Source organism: Streptomyces sp. NPDC059851 (genome assembly GCF_042732005.1).
In the GTDB taxonomy this organism is placed as follows: domain Bacteria; phylum Actinomycetota; class Actinomycetes; order Streptomycetales; family Streptomycetaceae; genus Streptomyces.
This window is the reverse complement of the sequence record NZ_JBHWJJ010000006.1, coordinates 12,513-36,189: the sequence shown is the minus strand read 5'-3', so window position 1 is coordinate 36,189 and position 23,677 is coordinate 12,513. Positions and strand designations below refer to the sequence as shown.

The following is a 23,677-nucleotide window of genomic DNA, read 5'->3' as shown; positions in this document are numbered from 1 at the left end:
CGCTGAGAGGCGGGGGTAGGCCCGTTATACCGGCTCCGACCCAACCCTGGGCCTGCCTCTTACCCCACCGATCATGGAACTCGATGGACCCTGGGATCTTTTGGGGTCCGGGCCCTCTGATGCGGTATATCGTCGTGCCCCAGGTGTAGGCGGAACGGGGTCCCCTTCTGCCAGCTGCATGGGGCATTCTTTACTTCTACGCTCCACTGCGGCACTGGTCGTACGTTGCGGCAAGGGGTGGCGGGAATGCATCTTCCCGATATCGACTTCACTCGGATCCGCGCCCTGGGCGCCGGCGGGCAGAGGGACGGGTTCGAGCAGTTCATCTGCGAACTGGCGGCAGAAGAATCGCCGCACGCTGACGCCACCTTTGTCAGCCTCAACGGCTCTGGCGGAGACGGCGGTGTCGAGTGTTTCTGGACACTGCCTGACGGAAGTGAAGTCGGCTGGCAGGCCAAGTTCTGGGTGCATCAGGACGACGTGGACGAGAGCCAGCTCAACAAGTCCGTGACAGCAGCACTCACGGTGCACCCCCGCATCGTGCAGTACACGATCGCCATCCCCGTGGATCCGACAGGTCCCACTGCACGCAAGGGCAAGTCTCTGCAGGAGAAGGTCTACGGGGAAGGCGGTTGGCTGAGCAACTGGCGGAAGGAAGCCACAGAACTAGGCGTATCGGTCGAATTCCGCATCGAGTGGTACACCAACCTGGTCACCCGGCTACGGAAGGGCGATCCTTCAGGTGCGCGAGCACGCTACTGGTTCGACTCCGACGTCCTGCCGGAGCACTGGTGGCAAAACCGCCTTGACGACGCAGTCTGGGCTGCGCGTCCTCGGTACGTCCCGGAACTCAGGGTGGATGTGCCAGCGCTGGATGCCATTGCTGCCTTGTGTGGCGATCCGGAATGGCATGCGACGTTGGACAGTCACGCCTCCCTGCTTGGGCAGCAGATTGATCAGCTTCGCGATGCAGAGCCCTACGGGGGCAGCCGGCCCATCGACCTGACTGACGCACGGGACGCGGTCCGCCACGTGGTCACGGCGCTGCAGCGCTGGCGAGACCAACCCTGCGACGCCTCACTCCAAGTTCTTGACAGAACACTTCAAAATTCCCACGCCTCAGTGTCCGACGCCGAGCAGGCTGAGAGCGAGGCACTGACTGCCGCACATGGCGACGAGTGGGACTCACCTACATGGCGGCAGCATCAGGCCGAATACATGGTCGCCTTCCCAGCAGCGCGTGTGGACGCGTTGCGGGGGCTAAAGCAGGCCGTCGAAGAGCTAATCTCCTTCGTCGCTGGCCCGTTCGAACGGCTGCCCGGCGCGCGCTCGATGCTCCTGTCCGGTGATGCTGGCCGCGGCAAGACGTTCGTCACGCTCGATGCCGTTGCACGGCGCCTGTCGCGTCGTCGCCCCAGTCTGTTCGTCCACGGTCGCTGGTTTCGCGATGGCGACCTGCTGACGCAGCTCCGCGAGCGCTTGCACCTGCCGACCGATCTCACAGGTGAGGAGGTTCTCGCAATCCTGGATCAGGCCGGGCGAAGCTCGGGCAGTCCGATGCTCGTCGTTATCGACGCATTGAACGAGACACGCCCGCGAACAGTCTGGCGTGATGAGCTAGACCGCCTGGTCGGCATCATCAGCCGCTTTGAGAACCTGCGCGTCGTATTCACGTTGCGATCTCACTACACCGAGCAGATTGTCCCGTCCGGTCTGGATATGCCGACCTTCATCCACCGCGGGTTCCAAGGCGTCGAGTTCGAGGCCGTGACGGAGTATGCCGACCACTACGGCCTGGAGCCGCCAACCGCACCGCCAATCCACGGAGAGTTCGACAATCCCCTGTTTCTGCGACTGCTGTGTGACGCCCTCAAGCAAGGCTCCCGGCTATCCCTGGACCAGGCGTCGATGGGTATCGACGAACTCGCTCACCTCTTGCTGGATTCCGCAAACGAGCGGATCAGCAGCCAACTCGACGCGCCTCGCACCGACCGGATCGTTCACCGGGCGATGTACGCGTTCGCGCACGCGATCGGTGCTACGCCGACCGCCTGGCTGACCCGGCCAGACGCTTCAGTGCTCCTTCGTGGGCTCTGGCCGGACCACACCGCCCAGAATTCCCTACTCGAGGCTCTGATCGGAGAGGGTCTGCTCGCCGAGGACATCGACCCCCTCAACACCGCGGACGGCGGCCATGTCGTCGTTGTGGCATTTGAACGTCTCGGCCACCACCTGGTGGTTTCCGAAGCCCTCCGGGATATGACCACGCCGGAAGCCGTGGGAGAGGCGCTGCAGAGCGGGAGTCTCAGGCACCTCATCGGCCTGGACTCGGAACCGGATGCCGGCCTGCTTGAGGCCCTGTCTGTCACTGTGAGCCACCGGTTCGGCATCGAACTCACCGACTTCAGTGACGCCTGCGGCGACACTGCTGCGCTGACCGCAGTTATCGCCGGTCTTCCTTGGCGCTCCGCAGCGACCATTACCAACAGGACCGGCGCATGCGTCATCCAAGCGCTGCGCTCCAGGGCAGTTGTCCACGACGCGATGGACATGCTGTTCCGTCTCGCCCCGCGCCCAGATCACCCGTTGAATTCCCGTTTTCTCCACAACGTACTGTCCCGGGCCCCAATGGCAAGGCGTGACGTTCTCCTCACCCCTTGGCTCCACGAGACCCACAAGACCAATGGTGCCGTCGACCGACTTATCACCTGGGCCCAGCTCAAAGACATTGACGCAGTCGGCCGGCAGACCTGCCAGCTATGGGTCACGGCCCTCCTGTGGTGCACGGGCTGTTCCGACCGGCGCGTACGAGACAGTGCTACGCTCGCGGCCGCCCGACTTCTCACGCGCCATCCAGACCAAGCCTCCTATGTGTTGAACACGTTCCTGGCGGTCGACGATGAATGGGTTGCAGAGCGCGCCTGCTACGCCTCCTATGCGGCACTCCTGCGTGGCGGCAGCAGCAGCGACTGGGCAGGCTCGGCAGAAGCGGTCTGGAACGCACTCTTCGCTGCTCAGCCGGTCGTGAATGCCGCTCTCCGCGACGAGGCACGGAGCATTATCAGCGGTGCAGCTGACCGAGGCGCTCTGCCGAACCTGGTCGAGCTGTCACGGACCGAACCCCCTTACGAGACTGCTTGGCCAATCGAGTGGCCAGGCTCCGATGACGTCGAAGCGTACAACGGAACCGACTACCCAAAGATTCACTTCAGTTGCATCCATGACGATTTCTTCACGTACCAGATCAAGCACGCATTTCGCGACTTCACCGATATTGAGCCCGACGAGGCGGCTCGGTACATCGTTCGCGCGGTCATTGATCTCGGATATGAGCCACGTCTGCACGCGGCCTTCGACCGGCACGTTCTCCACACTTACGGCGCGGGACGTAGCAAGCCAAAGTGGATCGAGCGAATCGGCAAGAAGTACCAATGGATCGCACTGTCCCGCCTCGTCGGACAGGTCAGCGACCATGCCCCGCGAACCGTCAGAGACTGGGATCCTCCTGAGCCAGCGACACCACACCCGCAATCGGACGGTCTGCGTCAGATGGATCCGACCATGTGCGAGCCACCACTCGCCCCACCGGCGCCGCGGCCTGACATTCCTGCATATGACTGGTCGGGCTACGCCGATCCAGTGGCCGAGCAGAGGGTTGCTGACGACAGTGACTTGCCCAATGTCCCTTTGGACTTCGTCGGCCCCGAAAACAAAGAGCGAGTTGTAATCACCGGGAGTTATGAGTGGAAGCCGACACCATCAACTGATGGTAACCGCCCCAGTATCTGGACCCTCATCACCAGCCTGTTCGTTGCCACCAGCGATCTGGACGCCCTGCTAGAGGAGCTGAAGGGTCGAGACCTCGCAGGGCACGACCTATTCCGAGGACCGATCTTCCTAAGGGGATTCGTCGGCGAGTACCCGCAAGGTCTTCACTACGCCAGCGACGCCCACGTAATGAACCATGAGTACAGGCATCCGTTCGCAGTGCCCACTGAGCGGGCGTCCTACGAGATCCTGGGTGAGTACGAGTACGCCGGCACCATGGAAACAATTTCTCTGGATGCGCCAGCACCGAAGATCTTTGGATCGTCGGTGGGGTCGCTACGTTGGGACGGCCAAGCAAACTGGACCGATACAGCTGGAGGCGTCGTCGCCTCGGTGCGCAAAGTCACCGGCGGCGGGCAGAACGAGCTGGTCATGGATCGCAAGTGGCTTGATGACTGGCTGTGCGCTACCAATATGGCCATGGTGTGGCTAGAGACGAGCGGCAAGGACGTCTACACCGGCGGTCTCGATTATTCGCCTGGGCGGTTGCTCCGTACGCGCGTCCGCTACCGTTCCCCCGAAGGAGCCGCTCAACTCGATCCTGTCTATGAACGTGTGCCGCCGCGTACTAGGTGACAGTTCAAATCAACGCCGCAACCAGCCACGAACCTTTTACGACATCACCAGCCGTCCAGCGATACCTGCGGCCCTGTGTTGAGGTAGCGGTGGAGGGCGCTCGCGGTCGTATCCACAAACGCTTCCGGGATGGTGTCGGCGTCGACCCAGCGGACCTGGGAGTGCTTGCGGGGTTCGCGGTTCTCGGGTTCGCCGGTCCATTCGTGGGCGGCGAAGACGACCGTGAGGAAACCGTTGGGAGCTTCGACGCCCCAAGCGCCGTGGATGATGTGGGCGACCTTGAGGGACTCGGCCTTCACCGCGAGGCCGGTCTCCTCGTAGAGCTCGCGGACCGCGGTCTCAGTGATGGGCTCGCCCGGCTCGCTCTTACCGACGGGGAGGTCCCACATTCCCTGGGCGAACTTGGCGTTCTCGCTGCGCTGGAGGAGGACGACGCGGTTGGTGGCCTTGTCGTGGACGATGACGGCCGCGACCAGCAGGGTCATCGATTCGAGCGCCGGCTTGAGGGCCTTGGGCTGGTCGTCGGTGTGCTGGGTCACGGTGTTCCCTTCGTCGGGCAGGTTGTTGGGCATGTTAGGCGAGGGCCTCGCGGGCGCGGCGGGCGAGATCGGCGGCACCGGGAACGCGGCGGCGCTGGTAGACCGCGAGCGTGGAGCGGATCGAGATGATCGCCTTGCGGGTGCGGTCGGAGGTCATGCCCTCCATGAGGACCAGAGCCTGGGTCCAAGCGGCGACGGCCTCGTCAGCGCGGGCCTGGGCGGCGAGGCTGTCGCCGAGGTCGGCGTGGGTGAGAGCGTGGACCCGCTTGTACTTCTCGGGGTCCCAGCGGGTGAGGGCATCGCGGTGCTGCTGCTCGGTGCCAATGTGGTCGGCGAGGTCGGTCAGGGTGCGGGCGGTGTGGCTGGCCACGGTGCCGGCGGCGGGGCCGCTGACGCGGGAGTAGCTGGGCTGGGGGCCGTCGTCGCGGAGGAGGGCGTCTTCGGCGGCGAGCAGGGCGCGCGCGGCCGACGAGTTCTCGTCGGTGGCGGCGTAGGCGCGGGCGTGGGTGATGTGGAGGAGCGCCTCGGTCTGACCGTCGACGTGGCCGAGACCTGTGCGGAGGGCGCCTTCGACGAGGTCGACGCAGTGGTGGGGCTGCTTGAGGCTCAGGGCCTGGTGGGCGAGGGCGCGCATCATCCAGGCGGCGTGGCCGTGGGGGTCGGCTTCGCAGGCGAGCTTGTAGCCGACCTGGTAGTAGCGCTGGGCGGCGCCTTCCTGGCCGAGGTCGTGGTGCTTCCACCCTGCGAGGTAGGCGAGTTCGGCGACGGCGCCGAAGGCGGCCCGGCGTAAGGCTTCGCTGGGGAAGCGTCCGCGCAGCATAGGGGCGGCTGTGTCGGCGAGGTACGCGGTGACGGTGGTCAGGCCGTGCCCGCCGCCGAGGCGCTCGTCGGCGGCGCTGAAGGCCGCAGTGATCTGGCGTACGACGTCCACGTCCTCCACGCCGACCAGCGACGCGCCCGTGCGAGCGCGGAGCATGCGGGCAGTGGCTTCGTGGTCGTAGCCGAGCGGCATGGCGACGCCGGCGGTTGTGAAGGCCGCGATGGCGAGGAAGCGGCGGCGCTCGACGTCAGCCCGGCCCAGGTCGGTGACCGCGAGGACAGGGTCGGATTCCGCCGGCGCTTCGTCATCACCGGCCTGGAGGCCGATCTCGGTCTGGGTGACCGTGCGCCCCGCTCGGCGGGACAGCGCCTCGGCCAGGTACTGACCTACCCGGCCGGACGGGGCACGGGTGCCGTTCACCCAGTGCGAGATGGCCGACTTGTTGGTCTGGAGGATCTCGCCGTTCTCGGCGGCGATGCGCCGTACGTCTCTGGCGAGGGCCTCGTAGGTGCAGTCGACCGCCACGATGACTTCACGCAGACGGGAGTTGGGTTCTCTCGGCGCCGCCACGATCGCCTCCACTCCGGGGCTGTAAACCGCGTATACCGCTTCAACTGCCTTCCACCGTACCCACTGAGCGTGACCACGGTTCACTTATCAGCAGCCGCCCGGAACGGCGCGACCGTGATCCAGGCTCCCCCTTGGTCCGGGCGGCACCCCGAAGTTCCGTACGCCCACACCAGGCTCGGGCATTCCTGTGCCCGAACCTGGCCGATCAGAGACGGAGACACGGTGACCACCATCGACACCACGGCCATCACGGTCGAGCTGCCCGAGGCGTTCGACCCGCGCTGGAGCCGCCTGCCCGGCATCCAGGTCGACGGCCGGCGCATCACGATCGACCCGGCCGAGTACTTCTTCCGCTTCGAGTCGAACACCTGGCTCGTCGCCGACTGGGAGCTGGTCAAGTCCCAGCTCCTGGACGCGAACGAGACGACCGAGAGCGCGGTCGAGCAGCTCGCGCTCGACTTCATCAAGCAGCACAGCGAGTCCACGTCCGACGCGGCCCGCGTCTTGGCCACCGCGTACGAGGTGTACGCCTACCTCTTCCGCGACGAGCACCTGGCCGGCCTCGGCCTGCCGCAGATCACCGCCGACCACCTGCGGATGCTCCGCGAGGCCGCCACGCTCATGGCGCTCAACAAGGTCGAGCTGGACGGGCACATCTCCAACGTCGGCCCGTGCTGGTTCTTCCCCGCCGCCACCTCCGTCGTCTTCGACCTGGACGACGAGATGGGCGGGATGCTCGACGAGGTCTACCACGGCGGCTGGTTCAACGAACACCGTCGCATCGAGTCCATCAAGGCCCACGCCGCCCTCGGCGGCCGGCTCGTGCACGGCTGCCAGTCCGTGCCGGACCAGACCGGCGGCGTCGTCGCGCCCTACGGTGCCTCGATGGCGAACTTCCGCGACGACCTCGCCGCGTTCAAGGCGGGCTGGATCGAGCAGGTCTACGCCCACCGCGTGAACCCCGCCGCGTAACCCCACCCGATCAGGCTCCGGGGCGGGCCGGCGTCCCTCGCCCGCCCCGGACGCCACCACCCATCCCCGGAGCCCCCACGTGACCACTAACCCCAGCACCGAACTCCTCGACAACGTGCTCACCGCGACCGGTCAGACCACCGCCGTACGGGAGGAGGTACGCGTGTGGTCCATGTCCGGAGTCGAGCGCGTCACCTTCCCCGACGGCACCACGGCCATCGTCAAGTACGCCAAGAAGCCCTTCGACAGCGAGGACCAGGCCCTCCGCCTGGCCCACACCCTCGGCGTACCGGTCCCCCAGGTCCACGCCTCCGCCGTCCTGGACGGCTGGCTCGGCATGCTCATGGAGGACCTCGGACCCTCCGTACGCGAGGCCGACGACCTCGACGGCGTCGCCGCAGCCGTGGTCCTGCACGGCACCCGTACGGCTCCGCCCCTGCCCGTCCTCGATCAGGAGCGGCTGCGGACGCTGCCGGCCCGGGCGCTGGAGCATCTCGAACGGCTGCGTAAGGTCGACCGGTGGCAGGACGCCGGCGACGTCGAGGATGCGCTCTACCGGATCGCCCAGGCCGCCGAGGCCCGCTCGGCCGGAGCGATGCTGGAGCCGTTCGGTTGGGTGCACTCCGAGTTCCATCCCACCAGCCTCCACATCGGCGAGCGCGGCTGGCGGCTGCTCGACTTCGCCCGCGCCTTCACCGGCCCCGGACTGCTCGACCTCGCCAGCTGGCACGGCACCATCGATCCCCCGCGCCCCGTGCACCTGCGCGTCTTCCTGGAGCAGTACGTCACCGCCGGCGGCACCCCCGACGCTCTCGCCCCGCGCGGCGGGCTCACCGCCGAGAACTGGGCCCTGGGCTGGCACCGCATGTGGGCCGTCGAGTGGTTCATGGAGCAGTCCATCCGCTGGATCAACGACCCGACCACCGACCCCGCCTACCTCAAGGCGGTCCGTCGCCACCTCACCGACGTCCTCCACCTCTTGGAGATCTGACGTGCTCGCCCAGGCATCCCCATGGCACGCCCACGCCGCTCAGCGCACCGCCGCCAGACTCGCCGAACCCCTGTCCGTGCCCGCCCGGATGGAGTGGACCACGAGACCCGGCCAAGGTCCCGGAGCCGAGATCCTCGGCCCGGACCTGCGGGGCAAGCGACTCCTGGAACTCGGCTGCGGACCCGGCCACAACGCCGCCCACCTCGCCACCCGCCATAGCGCCCGCGTCACCGGCGTCGACCTGGTCGGCCTCCAGGTCCGCCGCGCCCGCTCCCACTACGGACGGCTGAACAACCTCGCCTTCGTCGCCGGCCACGCCCTGCACTACCTGCATGCCTCCGACGAGCAGTTCGACGCGGTCTACTCCGTCTTCGGCGCCGTCGGCCTCGTCGCCCCCGAGCTCCTGTTGCCGGCCATCGCGCAGCGCCTCATGCCCGGACGAGTGCTCGCCTTCTCCGTCCCCCACCCGCAGCGTGGCGGCCGAAGCCCTTCAGGCGACGACCGGCCCCGCCGCGACTTCGTCACCCTCCCCGACCGCTCCCGGCTCCCCATCGCCCGCTGGGAATTCGACACCGACCGCTGGGAGAAGCGCCTCAGCCAGGCCGGCTTCTGGCTCACCTCGGCCCAGGAGTTCCACGACCCTCGCATGGGCCATTGGCCCACCACCCTGCTGATCCGCGCCCGCAAGCTCTGACAGCCCCCCGTCCGGCTTCCCCCGGAGGAACCGATGCGCCCGCCCTACCTGCTTCTCGACATCGACGGCGTCCTCATACCCTTCCCCGACGAGCACGGCTCGACCCCGGCCACGCACGCCCGCCACGATGTCGTCCCCGCCGGCCGCAGCGCCGACAACCCGGTCACCGTCTGGCTCAACCCCGACCACGGCCGCCTGCTCATGGACGCCATCCGCACCGGCCTGGTCGCCCCGGTCTGGTGTACCAGCTGGCGCCAGGACGCCACCACCCTCATCGGCCCGCTCCTCGGCCTTCCAACCCTGCCGTACGTCGATCTCCCGCGTCCGGAGATCACCACCAGCCACCCCAACGGCTACCTGTGGAAGCGCGACCACGTCGACGCCTGGCTGGGCGACGCCCCCGCCGTCTGGATCGACGACGACTTCACCGGCCTCGACCATGAATGGGCGGCGGAGCGCACTGCGAAGGGAACGTCGACCCTCCTCATTCAGCCCGACCCACACCACGGGCTGCAGCCCGAGCACCTGACCAGGCTCACGACGTGGGTCTCGCAGTTACCCACAGCCCGCGCCGCCTGACGCCCTGATGCCCTCGCTGCCACGAGCAGCGAGGGCATCAGGCTGCGCCCGGGGCGCCGCCTGCCTGGGCGCCGTTCAGTCTCTGAACCAGGTGGCGGCGTGCTGGGGGCTCCTGGAAACAGATCTGACCGGAGTTCCGTGTGCAAGGAGTTCAGTGGGCTAGCCCGGAGACAATGACGGGCATGAACACGCATGTACTGCAAGCGGAGATCCTCAAGCCTAAGGCCCTGGATCCAACCGCGTGGGCTGCGATCCGGGACTGTTTCGATCGCCTCCAAGGGGCGGTCCGTGCCAACGACAGGCCCCTGGTCATCGGTTCGGCGAAGGATCTAGTCGAAGCGACAGCTCGCGTCGTACTTGACTCGCGAGGACAGCCCGCAGGCAGCAACGAGGAGTACGACAAGGTTCTCAACCTTGCTCATCGTGCGATCGAGTACCAGCCTGGACCGGGCTTGTCTCCCGATGCTGCCGTTCGCCAAGCGGCGAATAGCGCGAAGAAGCTTGCCGCCCAACTCCGAGAACTGCGGAACTCTTACGGCACAGGGCATGGCCGCTCGACGCTGCCGCCCATTGAGGATGAGGTCATCGAGACCTGCGTCGACGGGGCTCTGCTGTGGACACGCTGGGCTCTGCGCCGCTTGCAGTTCCTCATCATCGGGTCCGTGCAGCAACTCGTCACCGACCTACACAGCAGCACCTTCAGCACGGGAGACCTCGCTACCCGCCTTCAGGCGGCGGATCTTCCACGTCTGCCGTTCGAAGACCAACGACGCTTGGGGGTGGCGGTTGGCCAACGTTCGGCGAGGAACACATTCACGGTCAGGGAAGACGGGGTCGAAGCCTGCGCGACCAGTCAAGACGATGCCGCATGGCCTGCCGGATACCGCGAAGGAGTGGCCGAAGGTCTCTTCCTGGACGTTGCGGGCCAGATCCGAGTCGACATGCCCCCGCTCAGCCCCCGGCTGGCAGCACAGACACTCGTTCCTCACCCGAGGCAGGTCGAGGTTCTGCGGGACCTGGGGGCCAAACTCCAGAGTGCTGCGTGGACTACGGAATTCAGAGCGCTCTGGCGTCAAGTAGTGACTGAAATGCATGCTGCTGACGCCTTCTTCCAGCAGGAAGACGCCAAAGAGGAATGGCTGAACATCGCGGAACGCATCAAAGCGACTGGGGAGCGGTACGAGACGGCTGGCGTTTAGAGAGTCCGGACAGCCCGGACAGCTCCCCGTGGAGCTGTCCGGGCTGTTCATGCTGGTCAGGGCAACAGCCAGACCGTCGGACAGCTGGGACACCCCGGCTACGGCAGAAGATGCGCGTCCGCAGAAGGGCATCTGACCGGGGTCAGCGGTGTCGACTGCGTTCCTCGGGCCTTGTGGCCGCTGGTGTGGCCGGAGGGTGTGGCGTGGCGGGCATGGCCGAGGTGCCGCTGGTGGCGCTTCGGCTGCGAGCGGCTTGCGTCCGCCGGTTCGGCTGAGCCGTGATGCGCCAGTTGAGGACCTCGGCGGGGTGCTCGGCGCTGTCGAGCTCGCGCTGGGTGCCCATCTCGGCCAGTAGGCGTCGGGGGTTGTGGCCGGCGGTTTCGGCGTGGGCGAGGGTGGTGGTCAGGGCGGTCCAAGTGGGGTCGGCAAGGATTCGGTCGGCGTGGTCGGGGAGGGCCGCGCGAACGTCTTGCTCGAAGCGGCGGGCGGTTGCGGCTCGTGGTGCGCGGCGGGCCAAGTCCGTCAGGACGGGTGCGGCGGCCTGCTGGTAGCCCGCCTGGAGGTGGCGGAAGGCTTCCTCGGCCGCTGCGGCCTGCTGTTCGTGGCCGCGCTGTTCGTGCCACCTGGCGGCGGCGCGGGCCAGATGCACGGTGGCGAAGAGCAGGGCGATGGCGAGTCCGCCCGGCTGGTTGGAGGCGTAGGCGAGTTCCTTGGCGGCCTTGCGCAGGGCGGTGGCGGCCTGGTGGTCGGCGCGGGTGGCGGAGCGGCGGGCGCGGTTGAACGCTGTCGCCGCCGTCCGTAGTTCCGCCCGGTGTGGGCCGGTCGTGGCGCTGGCGATGTTGTACAGGGCGTCGCCGAAGGCTGCCAGGTGGCCTTGGGCGGCGGCATCGTCACCAGAGTCGAGGACGGCGCGTGCCGCGTGTATGGCGGTGGTGGTGTGCCGCCATGGGTCCGTGGGGTCCGCCACATACCGCGGGTGGTTGGCCACCTTCTGGTCGGGGAGGCGTTCGCGTAGGCGGTTGATAGAAAGGTCGGGGGCGAGTTTCGAGCCGCCGTACCAGACGGGTTCGCCGGCCGCGTTGGTGTCGCCAGGGACAGCGAGGCTGTAACCGATCACGTCACCAGTCTCTGGACCGAGGCGCGTCTTGACCTTGATGCCGAGGGACTGCAGCACCGTGAAGTAGTCGGCTTCGTTGTGTACGGCTGCGGCGACCGCGTACGCCTGCTCGCGCAGCCAGTGCCGTGCCGTGACCGTCTGGCCCTGGCGCTCGGCCTTGGCGCGTTCGGCGCCGGTGGGGGTGCGGGGCGCGGTGAGGTCGCCGGACTTCAGGCGGCGCAGGCCGAACTCGGCTTCGATCTTGCGGCACTCGGCTTGGGCCCTCTGTCCGTCGCGGTGGGTGCGCGGGCGGCGGCCGTCGGCGCGGACGGTGGTGGCCATGATGTGGATGTGGTCGTCGGCGTGGCGCACCGCGATCCACCGGCATGCCTTCTCGTCGCCTCCGGGGGCGATGCCAGTGGCGTGAACGATGCGGCGGGCTACCTCGGCCCACTCGGCGTCGGTGAGGTAGCGGTCGCCGGGCGCGGTGCGGACCGGGCAGTGCCAGACGTGCTGAGGTGGTTTCTTGCCGCCCAGCTCGCGGGTGCGCAGGTCGACGTGGTGGTCGAGGCGCTTGGCCAGCTGGGTGTAGCTGGCCTCGGGGTCGCGGCCGGGGTCGGGGGCGCCGGCCATGTCCCAGGCGGCGACGATGTGAGGGTCGGTGTGTTCGTCGCGGCGGCCGGGGCCGAAGAGGTAGACGATCAGTCCGCGGGAGTCGGAGCCGGTGGAGACGTCAGGAACCATGCGCGGTGCCTTCCGTCAGGAGCTGGTCGATCAGTCGGTAGCTGCTCTCGGCTGCTTGCTCGACGCGGTCCAGCACCGCCTCGGCGCGCTCGGGCACCGTTCCTCGGTGGATGGCTGCGGTGATCTGGTTGAGGTTGCCGCCGATGCGGTTCAGCGCGACCGTGTGTGCCTCGACGGCCTCGATCAGCGGGCGGACCGGGTCGTCCTCCGGGCTGCCGACCAGCCCCGCCTTGCCGAGGGCGACGGCGAGGCCGCGTCCCCGACGAATCCGGCGAACTTCTGACCGCGCTGATGAGCGGCGGCGCTGATCACGCCGACCGCGGTCCGCGTGAAGCGGATGGTTTTCTCCTGGTCGCGCTTCTCCACGGTGCGCTTGCGGTTCATCAGCGCGGGCAGGACGGGGGCGTCGAGATCCCGCCAGGAGGGCTGCTCGACGGGCGGTTGGACATCTGCCGGCGGCTGGGCGCGAGGGGCGACGGAGTCGGGTGCGGGCGGACAGCTGGTCTCGGCTGCACCCTCCCCCGGCTCGGGCGCCCCCTGGCGCTCGGCCTTCTCCTCCGCCACCCCCGGGGCGGGGGCAAGCGCGGACGAAGCCTCGTTAGAGGCTCGTTCGCTCCAGCTTGCTGCTGATCGGCGGGTCAGGCCGAAGAATCCCTTGAGGCGGTGGATGGGGGCGTTGTCGGTGCTCGTTTCGGGCATGGTGGTGCTCCGGTGGTTGTGTGGGGTGGGGCTTCGTCACGTCCGTTGCATCCGTCCCGTAGCTGGTCAGGACAGGTACGGAGGCAGTCGCAGGTACGGAGTGATCCGTATCGGCAAGGAACTCCGTCCCCGCGCTGACCTGCGCGGGGACGGATGCGACGGATTGATACGGAGCTGGCGTCAGCGAGTGGGCCGGGGGCAGGCAGGCCCGCCGGGAGGGCCGATGGGCAACGTCCCCGACGGAGGGGCCGGTGGCTTGCCCTGGGCTCGAAGTGCGACCACGGTCTCGCCGGCTGCGGGGGTCGACTGGGCAGGGTCGGGGCAGTAGCGGGCCCAGGCGTCGAGGAACTGGTTGCGGGCGTACGCCTTCGCCTGCCTGCCGTTCTCGAAGCGGTGGTTGGCCGGGCTGATGCCGAAGTCGCGCAGCAGGTTGGCCAGGTGGTAGGCGTTCAGGCCCTTGGTGCCGTACTCGGCCCAGGGTGCCTCGGCGTCCTGAAGGAGGGCGGCGAGCAGGTCGTGGCTGCGCAGCGCCTCCTTGTCGCCCTGTTGCTCGAAGACTCGTCGGACGTCCCGGAGCAACCGGGTCTTCAGCGTCGTCTGCTCGTCCTGGACCACCTCGTTCCTGGTCATCGCCAGGCAGGCCGCGCGGGCCTGCGCGGGCCAGTGGCCGCCGGCCAGGTCGGCGACGATGACCAGGGGCTCCCAGGTGTCCGCGGCCCGGTCTTCGACCGGCATCGGTGGCACCAGCCGGTGCGCTGCCCCGCGCAGCGGGGTCAGCCACGCGGCCAGCCGGTCGCGCAGCGCGTTCAGTTCCGGGACGGAGTGCCGGGAGCGGAAGGGAGCGACCTTCTCGCCGGGCTTGCGCTTCTGCATGCGGAGCACGACGGCGCGGTCCATGATCGTGTCCGGCAGGTCGCCGATGCCTGCCAGCGCGGCCATCGCGAAAGTCGGGAACGCGGTCGGCTTGTGCTCCGGGCCGGAGATCCGCCAGGCCGGGCGGTTGCGCTGGTGTCCGGCGTTCAGCAGACCCCGGAGGTCCTCCTTGTCGCCGGCCTTCGGGCCGAAGATGGTGTCGGCCTCGTCCACCAGGAGCGTCGGCGGGTCCTCGCCGATGATCCGGAAGACCACCGCCGGCGAGGTGTTCACCGTCATCATCGGCCGGGACACGGTCTCGTGGAGCACGTCCAGGACGCGCGACTTGCCGCAGCCCTTGGTCGGCCCCACCACCGCCAGGCGCGGCGCGTGCTGGAGGGCGGGCTGGATGTGGGAGGCCGCCACCCACAAGGTGACCGCGGTCAGGGCCTCCTCGCTCGGCAGTAGGACGTACCGGCCGATCGCGACGCGCAGCTCGTCCAGTACGGCGGTCCCGTCCTGGTCCCGGTCCGCCTTGGGGCTGGCACTCTCGCGGTCCCCAGTTCCCGGTCCGGGTTCGGGGGCCGTCCCTGGATCACCGTGGTCCACCGGGATCGACGGTCCGGGTTCGCCGGCCGACTGACCGGAACTCTCCGCCCGGTTCGTGGCTTCCGGACCGGGTCCATGGTCCGGGTTCCCGGTCCGGTCGGTCAGGCCGCTGAGCTGCGCTTTCTCCGTCGGTCCGGGTTCCTGGTCCGGGTTGACCGGAACTCCGGTCCGGGTTTCGGTCGCGGGTCGGTCCGGTCCCGGACCGCCCGGACCAGCGGCACGGTCCGGTCGATCGCCGGTCCCCGGAAGGGCGGACCGGCCGTCCGCTCGGTCCGGACCGAGCCACGGGATGCCCTGGCCAGGGACCGCGGGTGTGGGCCAGACAACCTCGGACGCCTTCGAGGTGGCGGGGGACGTAGAGTCCTCCATAGACGTTCCTCTCAGGTGAGGGACGGGACGGGCAAGGTCCCGCTCCCCACCGGTTCGTTCGTTCAGGGATGGGCGACTTGCAGGGGAATCTCCGGCCCTCGGCGTTGGCGCGCCGGGGGCCGTTGCTGTGTCTGGGCCTGCCGGTGGCTCATGAGGCCAGGCCCCATTCCTCCTGGCCGTCGATCAGCGTGCGCTCGTAGCGCAGCAGCTCGGCCTCGGGGTACAGCACCCGCTTGCCGACCTTGATGCCGCGCGGCCCCTTCCCGATGTGGCGCCAGTAGCGGACGGTGCTCTCGGCTGTGCGGTAGCGCTCGGCGACCTCGGTGGTGGTCAGGTATCGCATGCATTCCCATTCGGCTAGATGGCGATTCGATCTGCATAGAGTTGTACCCCGCGATCGCCGGTTAACCAAATCGGGAAGCTCATGTTTCAATTGGGATAGCGACGGGACGATGGAGGTTCGATGGCAGGCGACAGGCCCGAGGGCGGCGAGGTGCCGCTGCTCTACAGCGAAGGGAACGTGGCCGCGCGCGTGGCGCTGGAGCGCGAGGTCAGAGGGTGGAGCACGACCGAGCTGGCGGAGCGGGTGACCAGAGCCGGCGTCAAGATGAACCAGACGGCGGTCTGGCGCATCGAGAACGGCACCCCTCGCCGGCGCATCAACCTCGACGAGGCCCTCGCCTTCTCACGCGTCTTCGAGCTCCCCCTCGAAGGGCTGATGTCCCCGCCCCTGGAGGGGCTCGACATCGCCAGCCGACGCCTTGTCCAGGAGGCCGTCGAGGCGTTCTACGAGACCCGCGACGCACGCGACCGCCTCCACCACGCCGTGGTCGCCATCGCCGACCACATCAAGGCCCACCCCGACAGCTCGCGGGCCATCCACGAGCAGTGCCTCCGCCTCATGGGCGACGAGCGGGACGCTCGCACGCTCAGCAGCGACATCGAGGACGGCGGCCACTACTGACAACCGACACGAAGGAGAGGCCACTTGGCCAACATCCAGAAGCGCCCCAACGGCAAATGGCGGGCCCGCTACCGCGACCTCGACGGCAGGGAGCACGCTCGCCACTTCGACCGCAAGATCGACGCCCAGCGGTGGATCGACGAGGTCACGGCCAGCATGGTCACCGGCCAGTACGTCGACCCGCGGTCGGCGAAGAAGCCCTTCAAGGAGTACGCGGAGGAATGGCGGGCCATCCAGCCACACCGGCCTTCCACGGCCAAGGCGGTGGCCCAGCACCTGCGCTGCTACGTCTATCCGGCCTGGGAGAAGCGGGCGCTCGGCGCCATCAAGCCCGGCGATGTGCAGAGCTGGGTCACCAGCCTGACCACCACGCACGGGCTGGCCGCCAGCACCTCACGGACGGTCTTCAACACGGTCAACGCCGTCTTCCGGGCGGCCGTCCGTGACCGGATGATCCCTCACAACCCGTGCGCCGAGGCGAAGCTGCCCTCGGTGCCCCGGAAGAAGGTCGTGCCGCTGGCCGTCGAGCAGGTACGGACGCTGTCCGAGGAGATACCCGCCCGCTACAAGGGCCTCGTGCTGCTCGGCGCGGCCACCGGGCTCCGCCCCGGCGAGCTGTTCGGTCTCCAGCTCCGGCACATGGACCTGCTGCACGCGACCGTCTCGGTGGAGCAGCAGATCCAGCAGACCGCCAAGCACGGCGTGTACGTCTGCCCGCCCAAGACCGCTCGCTCGCACCGCACGGTCCCGCTCCCCCGCATGGCGGTGGATGCGATGAAGGCCCACCTGCGGGACTTCCCCGCCGATGGGCCCGAAGGCTGGATCTTCACGGCACCGCAAGGCGGACCCGTGGTCTACACGCACTTCATGGATGGGTCCTGGCGGCCCGCCTGCGCGAAGGCCGGCATAGCGAAGGGCACCGGACCTCACGCCCTCCGGCACCACTACGCCAGCCTGCTGATCAAGCACGGCGAATCCGTGAAGACGGTCTCCGAGCGCCTCGGCCACACCAACGCGGCCATGACGCTGAACATCTACACCCACCTGTGGCCCGACTCCGAGGAGCGGACCCGGGCCGCCGTCGACAAGGCGTACGCGGACCGGTCCGCCGATGCCCAGCCGCAGGTCGACGAAGCGGCGTAGCCGCTCCCCCGCGCGCTGACCGAAGTCAGCACGCTGCGGACTCTGTGCGGACCGCAAAGGCCGCCCAACCCGCTCCGCCGCAGGTCAGACGGCCTTTCGCCGAACGTATTAGACGTTGAAGCGGAACTCGACGACGTCGCCGTCCTGCATGACGTAGTCCTTGCCCTCCATGCGGGCCTTGCCGGCGGCGCGGGCCTCGGCGACCGAACCGCAGTCGATGAGGTCGGCGAAGTGGATGACCTCGGCCTTGATGAAGCCCTTCTGGAAGTCGGTGTGGATGACACCGGCCGCCTCGGGGGCCGTGGCGCCCTTCTTGATGGTCCAGGCGCGGGCTTCCTTCGGGCCGGCCGTCAGGTAGGTCTGGAGGCCCAGGGTGTCGAAGCCGACGCGGGCCAGGGTGGCCAGACCGGGCTCCTCGGCGCCGACGGACTGCAGGAGCTCCATGGCGTCCGCCTCGTCGAGCTCGGCGAGGTCCGCCTCCAGCTTGGCGTTCAGGAAGATCGCCTCGGCGGGGGCGACCAGGGCGCGCTGCTCCGCCTTGAAGGCGTCGTCCGTCAGCTCGTCCTCGTCGACGTTGAAGACGTAGAGGAACGGCTTCGTGGTGAGGAGGTGCAGGTCGTGCAGGAGCTCGGCCTTCTCGGAGCCCTGGAGGATGCCCTGGGAGAACAGGGTCTCGCCCTTCTCCAGGATCTCCTTGGCCGCCTCGACGGCCGCGACCTTCGGGGCCACGTCCTTCTTGATGCGGGCTTCCTTGGCCAGGCGCGGCAGGACCTTCTCGATGGTCTGCAGGTCGGCGAGGATCAGCTCGGTGTTGATCGTCTCGATGTCGTCCTTGGGCGAGACCTTGCCGTCGACGTGGACGACGTTCTCGTCCTTGAAGGCGCGGATGACCTGGCAGATGGCGTCCGACTCGCGGATGTTCGCGAGGAACTTGTTGCCCAGGCCCTCGCCCTCGCTCGCACCGCGCACGATGCCGGCGATGTCGACGAAGTCGACGGTCGCGGGCAGGATCCGCTGCGAGTTGAAGACCTCGGCGAGCTTGGACAGGCGCTCGTCCGGGACGCCGACGACACCCACGTTGGGCTCGATGGTGGCGAACGGGTAGTTGGCCGCCAGTACGTCGTTCTTGGTCAGGGCGTTGAACAGGGTCGACTTGCCGACATTCGGCAGGCCGACGATTCCGATCGTGAGCGACACGTTGGCGACTTCCCGTAGCTGGAGGGGCGGCGGCCCGGGAGCGGGCCACCGGACAGTTTACTTTCCGATGAGCGGGTCGGTGTTGTACGCGTGTCCCCACGTCGATCGCGCACCACGCCCGCCTAGTTTTGGGGGGTGGAGCACTACAGGACGCGTTCGGCCCCTCACCACCCGCAGCGGCAGCAGCCCCGGCGCCCCGGCGGTGTGCCCGCCCAGGGCGGCGCGGGGCGGCGGCCCCGGCCCGCCGCCGGGCGCAGGCTGCCGCGGCCGCGGCTGACGGGGCTCGGCGCGGGACTGTTCGCGTGCGTGTCCATGACTATCGTCGCCGGGCTCGTCTGGCTGCTGTTCGACGGTTCGCTGTTCGCGTACGGGCTGCTGTTCGTGCCGGTCGCGGCCGCGACCGCGCTGTGGGTGCGGCCCGCGGCCCTGGTCACCGCGCCGATCGCGGTGCCGATCGCCTTCGCCGTCGGGGTCTGGCCGATCTCCGGCGATTCCGGCGGTTTCGGCGCGCAGGTCATGGGCCTGGTGTCGGCCCTGTCGCTGCACGCCGGCTGGCTGTACGGGGGGACCCTGTTGGCGGCGCTGATCGCCGTCGTGCGGAAGGCCGTGCTGATCGGGCGGCGGCGCCTCCCCCGCCGGGCTTCCTCGTCCTCGTAGTCGCCCTTCCTAGCCCTTGCGGCCCGCCGCCCCCGGAGCCACCTCGGGGACCGCCCCCGGAACCGACTACGGGACCACCTCCGGGACCACCCCCGGGGCCGCTCCCCGGGCGGCCGCCATCGCCGCGCCCACGATGCCCGCGTTGTTCTGGAGCTCCGCCGGGACGATCTCCGCCCGGATGCCGTCGATCAGCGGCAGGAACTTCTCCGGTTTGCGGCTGACGCCGCCGCCGAGGATGAACAGGTCAGGCGAGAACAGCATCTCCACGTGCGCGAGGTACCTCTGGAGCCGGCGGGCCCAGCGCTCCCAGGTGAGGTCCTCCTCCTCCTTGGCCCGGACCGACGCCCGCTTCTCCGCGTCGTGGCCCTTCAGCTCCAGGTGCCCGAGCTCCGAGTTCGGGACCAGCCGCCCGTCCGTGAACACGGCGCTGCCGATGCCGGTGCCCAGCGTCAGCAGGATGACGGTGCCGCCGCGGCCGCGGCCGGCCCCGTACGTCATCTCGGCGACCCCGGCGGCGTCGGCGTCGTTGAGGACGGTGACCGGGCGGCCGTCCAGCCGCTGCGCGAGCAGGCCGGCGGTGTCGACGCCGATCCACGACGGGTCCATGTTGGCCGCCGTCCGGGTGATGCCGCCGGTCACGACGCCCGGGAACGTCACCCCGACGGGGCCGTCCCAGTCGAAGTGGCGGACCACCTCGACGACACTGCCCGCCACCTCCTCGGGGGTGGCGGGCTGGGGTGTCAGTACCTTGTGGCGCTCCTGTGCCAGGCCGCCGCGGTCCAGGTCCACGGGCGCGCCCTTGATCCCGGTACCGCCGATGTCCACGCCGAAGATCTGCATGGACCCACCGTACGGAAACGGCTACTCGTCGGCGACCAGTGCGGCGGCTTCCGCGCGCAGGTCGCGGCGCAGCTCCTTCGGCAGGGAGAAGGTGATGGACTCCTCCGCCGTCTTGACGATCTCCACGTCCGCGAAGCCGCGCTCGGCGAGCCACTCCAGCACCTGCTCGACGAGCACCTCCGGCACCGAGGCGCCCGAGGTCAGGCCGACGGTGGTGACCCCGTCCAGCCAGGCCTCGTCGATCTCGCTCGCGAAGTCGACGAGGTGCGCGGCGCGCGCGCCCGCGTCGAGCGCGACCTCGACCAGGCGGATCGAGTTGGAGGAGTTCTTGGAGCCGACGACGATGACCAGGTCCGCGTCGGCACCCATCGCCTTGACGGCCGCCTGCCGGTTGGAGGTGGCGTAGCAGATGTCGTCGCTGGGCGGGGAGACGAGCAGCGGGAACTTCGTCTTGAGCGCGTCGACGGTCTCCATGGTCTCGTCCACCGACAGGGTGGTCTGCGAGAGCCAGACGACCTTGGACTCGTCGCGGACGGTGACCTTGTCGACGTCGTCCGGGCCGTCCACGATCGTGATGTGGTCCGGGGCCTCGCCGGAGGTGCCGATGACCTCCTCGTGGCCCTCGTGGCCGATGAGGAGGATGTCGAAGTCCTCCTTCGCGTACCGGATGGCCTCCTTGTGGACCTTGGTGACCAGCGGGCAGGTCGCGTCGATCGTCGCGAGCCGGCCGCGTGCCGCCTCCTCGTGCACGACCGGGGCGACGCCGTGGGCGGAGAACATGACGATGCTGCCCGGGGGGACCTCCTCCGTCTTCTCGACGAAGACGGCGCCCTTCTTCTGCAGCGTCTGGACGACGTACTTGTTGTGCACGATCTCGTGCCGGACGTAGACCGGCGCACCGTACTGCTCGAGGGCCTTCTCGACAGCGATCACGGCTCGGTCGACGCCCGCGCAGTAGCCGCGGGGAGCGGCGAGCAGGACGCGGCGGGAAGCGGGAGCAGGGGCGGCGGCAGCACTCATGCGGTCCATCGTACGGGGGTCCCGGTCGGGCCGTACGCCGACGTTCGGCCCGGCCGCCGGGGCCGTGTCGTGCGGTCCGTTCCGGGTGTCCCCCGCAGGGGGCGGTCGCGGGGCGGGCGCGGGAGGCCGGCGGGACGGGCGTGCGGGAGGCCGGCGGGGCGGGCGGGCGGGAGGCCGGCGGGGTGGTCGTGATCGGGGCGGCCCCGCAGACGCTGTCGGTCCCGGCGGCTAGCCTGCCTGCATGGGTCTGAATACGTCGGCCGACGCGCCGCTGCCGGTCGGTCAGGTGTCCCGGCTCATCGGGGGCTGGATCGACAGGCTCGGCCAGGTCTGGGTGGAGGGGCAGATCACGCAGCTCTCGCGACGGCCGGGGGCGGGGGTGGTCTTCCTGACGCTGCGCGACCCCTCGCACGACGTCTCGCTGAGCGTGACCTGCTTCCGGCAGGTCTACGAGGAGGTCGCGGACGCGGTCACGGAGGGCTCGCGGGTGGTCGTGCTGGCCAAGCCCGAGTGGTACGCGCCGCGCGGCCAGCTGTCGCTGCGGGCCACCGAGATACGGCCCGTCGGCATCGGCGAGCTGCTCGCCCGGCTGGAGCGGCTCAAGCGCTCGCTGGCCGCCGAGGGGCTGTTCGCGCTGGACCGGAAGAAGCCGCTGCCCTTCCTGCCGCAGCTGATCGGGTTGGTGGTGGGGCGGGCGTCGGCGGCCGAGCGCGACGTGCTGGAGAACGCCCGGCGCCGCTGGCCGGCGGTCCGGTTCGAGGTGCGCAACGTGGCCGTGCAGGGGGTCCATGCGGTGCCCCAGGTGATCCAGGCGGTCAAGGAGCTCGACGCCCTCGACGAGGTCGACGTGATCGTCGTGGCGCGCGGCGGCGGCAGCGTGGAGGACCTGCTGCCGTTCTCCGACGAGGAGGTCGTCCGGGCGGTCGCGGCGGCCCGGACGCCGGTGGTCTCGGCGATCGGGCACGAGCCGGACTCGCCGCTGCTGGACCTGGTAGCGGACCTGCGCGCCTCCACCCCGACGGACGCGGCGAAGAAGGTGGTCCCGGACGTCGGGGAGGAGCTGGAGCGGGTGCGCCAGTTCCAGGAGCGGGGGCTGCGCGCGGTGCGCGCCCTGCTCGACCGGGAGGAGCGGGGGCTCGCGCACGCGCTGGCCCGGCCGGTGTTCATCCATCCGCAGCGGATGGTGGAGACCCGTGAGGACGAGCTGGAGGCCCTGCTCGGGCGCAGCCGGCGCACGGTGGGGCACCTGTTGGACCGGGCGGACTCGGAGCTCGCGCACACCTTGGCCCGGGTGGTCGCGCTGTCGCCCGCGGCGACGCTGGAGCGGGGGTACGCGGTCCTGCAGCGCGCGGACGGGCACGTGGTGCGCTCGCCGGATGAGGTCGCTGCGGACGAGGTGCTGCGGGCCCGGGTGGCCGAGGGCGAGTTCTGCGTACGGGTCTCGGAGCGCTCGGAGCGCTCGGAGTCCGGCTCGCAGTGACGTTCGGGGGCGCGGGCTCCCGAGCGATCTCGGGGGCGGACATGACACATTCTCCCGCCGTGCTGGCGGGCACGACACCGGAGGCGGTACAGGAATGACGGAAACCGATACCTCGTTGGGGTACGAGCAGGCCCGCGACGAGCTCATCGAGGTCGTCCGGAAGCTGGAGGCGGGCGGCACCTCCCTGGAGGAGTCGCTCGCGCTCTGGGAGCGGGGCGAGGAGCTCGCGAAGGTCTGCCGTCATTGGCTGGAGGGCGCCCGCGCCCGCCTGGACTCGGCGCTCGCGGCCCGCGAGGCGGCGGCCGGGGGACAGGAGGAGCGGGGGGCGTGATCCACGCCACTCCCGGCCAGATTTGGTTGAAAGTTCTACTAATTTGGCCGTAGAGTCGGTGGCGACGCTCCACCCCCGCATGGAAGAAGGCTTTCCGATGTCCCTCGTTCTCGACACCGCCGCCCAGGACCTGCTGTTCCGCGAGGCCCGCACCACCAGCGCGTTCTCGGACGAGCAGGTGACCGAGGAGCAGGTGCAGGCGATCTACGAGCTGGTCAAGTTCGGCCCGACCGCCTTCAACTCGACGCCGCTGCGCGTGACCCTGGTCCGCTCCCCCGAGGCCCGCCGCCGCCTGGTGGAACTGATGGACGAGGGCAACCAGGCCAAGACCGCCGCCGCACCGCTGGTGGCGATCCTCTCCGCCGACAACGAGTTCCACGAGGAGCTGCCCACCCTGCTGCCGCACTTCCCGCAGGCCAAGGACGCCTTCTTCAGCGAGCGCCCCGTCCGCGAGCGGGCCGCGCTGATGAACTCCGCGATGCAGGCCGCCTACTTCATCGTGGGCGTCCGTGCCGCGGGCCTGGCCGCCGGCCCGATGGGCGGCTTCGACTACGCCGGCATCCAGAAGGAGTTCCTGGACGACGACCACACCCCGCTGATGGTCGTCAACATCGGCAAGGCCGAGGGTGAGGTGCCGCACCCCCGCGGGCCGCGCCTGAGCGCCGACGAGGTCATCACCACCGTCTGAGTCGCGCACACGCCCCACGCGAAAGGCCGTGGGGCCCCGGGGTGCGGGGGGCCCCGGCCGGGTAACCTGCCGAGGTGGTCGCGGGGGGCGGCGGGGGGGCGCCCCAGCACGTCGAGCAGGGTGCGCGGGGGGGGGGGGGGGGGGCCGCATCGGAGCCGGCCCGAGGGGGTGTGGGCGAGGCCGCCCGGCGGGAAACGCCCCCGGACCAGTTGCATAAAGA

General features: G+C 69.3%; 20 protein-coding genes and 1 pseudogene. 12 read left to right on the top strand and 9 right to left on the bottom strand.

Annotated elements, in window-relative coordinates:
• Positions 1–246 precede the first annotated feature (246 nt).
• Positions 247–4,404 (top strand): hypothetical protein, encoded by a 4,158-nt coding sequence (locus tag ACFV7Q_RS03025; RefSeq protein ID WP_385422939.1) that lies wholly within the window; start codon positions 247–249, stop codon positions 4,402–4,404.
• 44 nt (positions 4,405–4,448) lie between these two features.
• Here ACFV7Q_RS03025 and ACFV7Q_RS03020 read toward each other — a convergent pair whose 3' ends face one another.
• Together ACFV7Q_RS03020 and ACFV7Q_RS03015 are read right to left on the bottom strand one after the other, a co-directional pair.
• Complete coding sequence (locus tag ACFV7Q_RS03020) at positions 4,449–4,976, bottom strand: NUDIX domain-containing protein (RefSeq protein WP_385422937.1); 528 nt, start codon at positions 4,974–4,976, stop codon at positions 4,449–4,451.
• Between the two features lies 1 nt (position 4,977).
• On the bottom strand, positions 4,978–6,333 hold the full coding sequence (locus tag ACFV7Q_RS03015; RefSeq protein ID WP_385422936.1) for a tetratricopeptide repeat protein: 1,356 nt from the start codon (positions 6,331–6,333) through the stop codon (positions 4,978–4,980).
• A gap of 222 nt (positions 6,334–6,555) precedes the next feature.
• On the opposite strand from ACFV7Q_RS03015, the gene ACFV7Q_RS03010 reads away from it, so the two are divergent.
• The 5 genes from ACFV7Q_RS03010 to ACFV7Q_RS02990 all read left to right on the top strand — a co-directional run bounded on the left by ACFV7Q_RS03010 (position 6,556) and on the right by ACFV7Q_RS02990 (position 10,768).
• Entirely contained in the window at positions 6,556–7,305 is a 750-nt protein-coding gene (locus ACFV7Q_RS03010; protein WP_385422934.1) for a hypothetical protein, read from the top strand.
• Between the two features lie 79 nt (positions 7,306–7,384).
• On the top strand, positions 7,385–8,296 hold the full coding sequence (locus ACFV7Q_RS03005; protein ID WP_385422932.1) for a phosphotransferase family protein: 912 nt from the start codon (positions 7,385–7,387) through the stop codon (positions 8,294–8,296).
• A gap of 1 nt (position 8,297) precedes the next feature.
• Entirely contained in the window at positions 8,298–8,990 is a 693-nt protein-coding gene (locus ACFV7Q_RS03000; RefSeq protein WP_385422930.1) for a class I SAM-dependent methyltransferase, read from the top strand.
• A 33-nt stretch (positions 8,991–9,023) separates the two neighbouring features.
• Positions 9,024–9,569: an HAD domain-containing protein gene (locus tag ACFV7Q_RS02995; protein WP_385422928.1), complete on the top strand. Its 546-nt coding sequence runs from the start codon at positions 9,024–9,026 to the stop codon at positions 9,567–9,569.
• 182 nt (positions 9,570–9,751) lie between these two features.
• Positions 9,752–10,768 (top strand): abortive infection family protein, encoded by a 1,017-nt coding sequence (locus ACFV7Q_RS02990; RefSeq protein ID WP_240122187.1) that lies wholly within the window; start codon positions 9,752–9,754, stop codon positions 10,766–10,768.
• A gap of 142 nt (positions 10,769–10,910) precedes the next feature.
• Here ACFV7Q_RS02990 and ACFV7Q_RS02985 read toward each other — a convergent pair whose 3' ends face one another.
• From ACFV7Q_RS02985 to ACFV7Q_RS02970, 4 genes and pseudogenes are all read right to left on the bottom strand, one after another.
• The gene (locus tag ACFV7Q_RS02985; RefSeq protein ID WP_385422926.1) at positions 10,911–12,608 is read right to left on the bottom strand and encodes a relaxase/mobilization nuclease domain-containing protein; all 1,698 of its coding nucleotides are present in this window, start codon (positions 12,606–12,608) and stop codon (positions 10,911–10,913) included.
• Positions 12,598–13,172: pseudogene (locus ACFV7Q_RS02980) on the bottom strand (hypothetical protein). The gene ACFV7Q_RS02985 and the pseudogene ACFV7Q_RS02980 overlap by 11 nt, the downstream one beginning before the upstream one ends.
• A 315-nt stretch (positions 13,173–13,487) precedes the next feature.
• The gene (locus tag ACFV7Q_RS02975) at positions 13,488–14,768 is read right to left on the bottom strand and encodes a DUF3631 domain-containing protein (protein ID WP_385422924.1); all 1,281 of its coding nucleotides are present in this window, start codon (positions 14,766–14,768) and stop codon (positions 13,488–13,490) included.
• Positions 14,769–15,285: 517 nt separating this feature from the next.
• The gene (locus ACFV7Q_RS02970) at positions 15,286–15,480 is read right to left on the bottom strand and encodes a helix-turn-helix transcriptional regulator (RefSeq protein WP_385422922.1); all 195 of its coding nucleotides are present in this window, start codon (positions 15,478–15,480) and stop codon (positions 15,286–15,288) included.
• A gap of 120 nt (positions 15,481–15,600) precedes the next feature.
• On the opposite strand from ACFV7Q_RS02970, the gene ACFV7Q_RS02965 reads away from it, so the two are divergent.
• Together ACFV7Q_RS02965 and ACFV7Q_RS02960 are read left to right on the top strand one after the other, a co-directional pair.
• On the top strand, positions 15,601–16,101 hold the full coding sequence (locus ACFV7Q_RS02965; protein WP_385422920.1) for a helix-turn-helix transcriptional regulator: 501 nt from the start codon (positions 15,601–15,603) through the stop codon (positions 16,099–16,101).
• A 24-nt stretch (positions 16,102–16,125) separates the two neighbouring features.
• Positions 16,126–17,244: a tyrosine-type recombinase/integrase gene (locus tag ACFV7Q_RS02960; protein ID WP_385422918.1), complete on the top strand. Its 1,119-nt coding sequence runs from the start codon at positions 16,126–16,128 to the stop codon at positions 17,242–17,244.
• A 108-nt stretch (positions 17,245–17,352) separates the two neighbouring features.
• Here ACFV7Q_RS02960 and ychF read toward each other — a convergent pair whose 3' ends face one another.
• A complete protein-coding gene (gene ychF, locus ACFV7Q_RS02955) occupies positions 17,353–18,441 on the bottom strand; it encodes a redox-regulated ATPase YchF (protein WP_385422916.1) in 1,089 nt (362 codons plus the stop codon).
• Positions 18,442–18,645: 204 nt separating this feature from the next.
• On the opposite strand from ychF, the gene ACFV7Q_RS02950 reads away from it, so the two are divergent.
• Positions 18,646–19,098 carry a DUF6542 domain-containing protein gene (locus ACFV7Q_RS02950; RefSeq protein ID WP_385423065.1) on the top strand — a complete coding sequence of 151 codons (453 nt, stop codon included), beginning with the start codon at positions 18,646–18,648 and terminating at the stop codon, positions 19,096–19,098.
• A gap of 66 nt (positions 19,099–19,164) precedes the next feature.
• Here the strand turns inward: ACFV7Q_RS02950 and ppgK are convergent, their stop codons facing one another.
• The gene (gene ppgK / locus ACFV7Q_RS02945) at positions 19,165–19,938 is read right to left on the bottom strand and encodes a polyphosphate--glucose phosphotransferase (RefSeq protein WP_385422914.1); all 774 of its coding nucleotides are present in this window, start codon (positions 19,936–19,938) and stop codon (positions 19,165–19,167) included.
• 21 nt (positions 19,939–19,959) lie between these two features.
• Positions 19,960–20,967, bottom strand: a complete 1,008-nt coding sequence (locus ACFV7Q_RS02940) for a 4-hydroxy-3-methylbut-2-enyl diphosphate reductase (RefSeq protein ID WP_385422912.1) — start codon at positions 20,965–20,967, stop codon at positions 19,960–19,962.
• 232 nt (positions 20,968–21,199) lie between these two features.
• On the opposite strand from ACFV7Q_RS02940, the gene xseA reads away from it, so the two are divergent.
• From xseA to ACFV7Q_RS02925, 3 genes are all read left to right on the top strand, one after another.
• The gene (gene xseA / locus ACFV7Q_RS02935; RefSeq protein WP_385422911.1) at positions 21,200–22,438 is read left to right on the top strand and encodes an exodeoxyribonuclease VII large subunit; all 1,239 of its coding nucleotides are present in this window, start codon (positions 21,200–21,202) and stop codon (positions 22,436–22,438) included.
• A 94-nt stretch (positions 22,439–22,532) separates the two neighbouring features.
• Entirely contained in the window at positions 22,533–22,769 is a 237-nt protein-coding gene (locus tag ACFV7Q_RS02930) for an exodeoxyribonuclease VII small subunit (protein WP_385422909.1), read from the top strand.
• A 97-nt stretch (positions 22,770–22,866) separates the two neighbouring features.
• Positions 22,867–23,457 carry a malonic semialdehyde reductase gene (locus ACFV7Q_RS02925; RefSeq protein ID WP_385422907.1) on the top strand — a complete coding sequence of 197 codons (591 nt, stop codon included), beginning with the start codon at positions 22,867–22,869 and terminating at the stop codon, positions 23,455–23,457.
• The last annotated feature ends 220 nt before the right edge of the window (positions 23,458–23,677 follow it).